Annotated in this window: 1 protein-coding gene; it reads right to left on the bottom strand. The window is 59.1% G+C overall.

All coding sequences use genetic code 11. The features are described 5' to 3' along the window. Positions 1 to 1,947: hypothetical protein (locus ACO6VE_RS24370; RefSeq protein ID WP_422464082.1), on the bottom strand; the 1,947-nt coding region annotated here is incomplete at both ends.

The following is a 1,947-nucleotide window of genomic DNA, read 5'->3' on the forward strand; positions in this document are numbered from 1 at the left end:
GCACCGACAACAGCCCCCCGTGGCGGGTGGCACCGGCAGTGGCCGGGGCACGGTGGTCATTGGCAATAGCCTCCTCATCCGCGGGAGGCGCCGACTTGCCGGAGCGATGGCTGTCCAGCTGGCGACGTTTGCGCGAGCCACCATGGCACTGCGGGAACGCTTCCTTCGGGAAAAGCTCCGCAAAGGCATCGGGCTGTTCAAATATACCGGCGAAATCACTGGGGAAACGCTCCGGGTCTTCCAGTACTCCCAACATGGCCAGGTAGCCGACTTTCTCTTTCCGGATGAGCTGGTTGACTGCGCTCCTATCGCCAGGAACCTCCGTTGCTGGCGGCAAGGCGTACTCATCATCAACGACGGTGGTATTGTCAATGATCTGCAACAGTTGACGATCAGCCTGTGGCAGGCGCAGATCATTATCGCCATCCCCGGTGACCTGGTTATCCAGATAGTTCGCCACCCCCTGGAGAACGTCCCGCAACGGTGCGGACAACCCGGTCGTGGAATGCAACAGATAATGGACCTCGTCCGCCAGGTTCTGGGCGCTAAATCCCCGGAAAACCGGTGATTCTGCCGCCTCCTCCAGGGAGAACCCGGTGGCTTTGATCATATTGAAACGGGCTTCACCGTACTGTGAATACAGGTTCAGGAACTGGTTGACCAGATCATCAATCATGGCCTCCCGGGTGGGATTCTCGCCGCTCGCATCTGGCCCCATGGTCAGGCTATGGGAGGCATCATGGCGAATACACTGATCGGCCAGGCTCAGGTCCGAGAGGAACGTGTTCCTGAGTTCCTGGTCCATCGCCTGCAGGCCCTGGGCACAGCAGACCAGTCGTGCCAGCGACCATTGCGGGTATTCCCATTTCTTGTGGGTGATGATGTTATCACTCTCCTTGATGTTCTCTACTGCCCGGGTATTGGCACTCTGGATATTGCTGATACGCTGGCCATAGGTACGGTAGGACTTCGTGGTGCGGTCGGCATACAGTTTCAGCAGTTTTTTCCCTGCTGCAGTGATGCTCGGTCCCCGGTCTGCAGCCCGCGCCAGCAGTTCGCTCAGCGCCGAGGTGTCGGCCAGCCCCTGCTCGCTGGTCGAACAGGGAAGTTCCTCGCGATACAATTGATTTTGCAAATCCGTCGAGTTGTCGAACACGTCGCTGAACATCGCGAAATGCTCATCCCTCAGTGATTCCGTGTTCTGAATGTTCTGAAAATAGGCTTTGCGCTCGGCCAGGATGAGTTGATTGATCACCGTCAGATCCCGGGCGTCCAGCATGGGTGGCGACAGGTTAAACTCATCATCCGCTACCCGGACATTCTCCACCGCCCGCTGCAGTGCGGTATCAGGCTGCGGGGGACGTCTATCGTTGGTGCGCAGATCCTCATGTTCATGGTCCAGAGCGTTCTCAAGCGTTTGCAGCACCTCCCGGATGGGGGCCGACATCCTGGCCGATCTCGCCAGCAACCCGGTCACCGCCCTGCCAATGGCACCGGCATTGTAACCGTGGAAGCGATCATCCTCTGCTGCCTCGCCTCCGAATCCGGTGGCCCTGACCATGTCATAACGGGCAGCGCTGTAGAGCGCATACAGGTTCTGGAACTGGTTGGCCAGATTCCTGGTGATCGACACTTCGGTGGCGCGCTGGCCCGAGGTACCGCCGGGTTGGTGGTCATCCTGATCGTCATCATAGCGGAGGTACTGCCCCGCCGTACTGGTCATGTTCAGGAAGCTGTCCCGGAACTGTCTCTCCAGTGTCTCCAGCAGGTTGACGCAGCACACCTGTCGTTTTTCCGGCCAGGTTATGGAGTCTGACTCCTCGGCGGGTATGGCTGCCATCATCTCCCGGTTCTGCTGCTTTATGGCCTCGGCCTGGTGGGCATAGTCGGCATAGATTGCCGTGGCCTGGCCGACATACCCCTTCAGCAGTTTCCGCTCAGTCACGG

It is taken from the genome of Endozoicomonas sp. ALB115, assembly GCF_049310245.1.
Lineage (GTDB): Bacteria > Pseudomonadota > Gammaproteobacteria > Pseudomonadales > Endozoicomonadaceae > Endozoicomonas.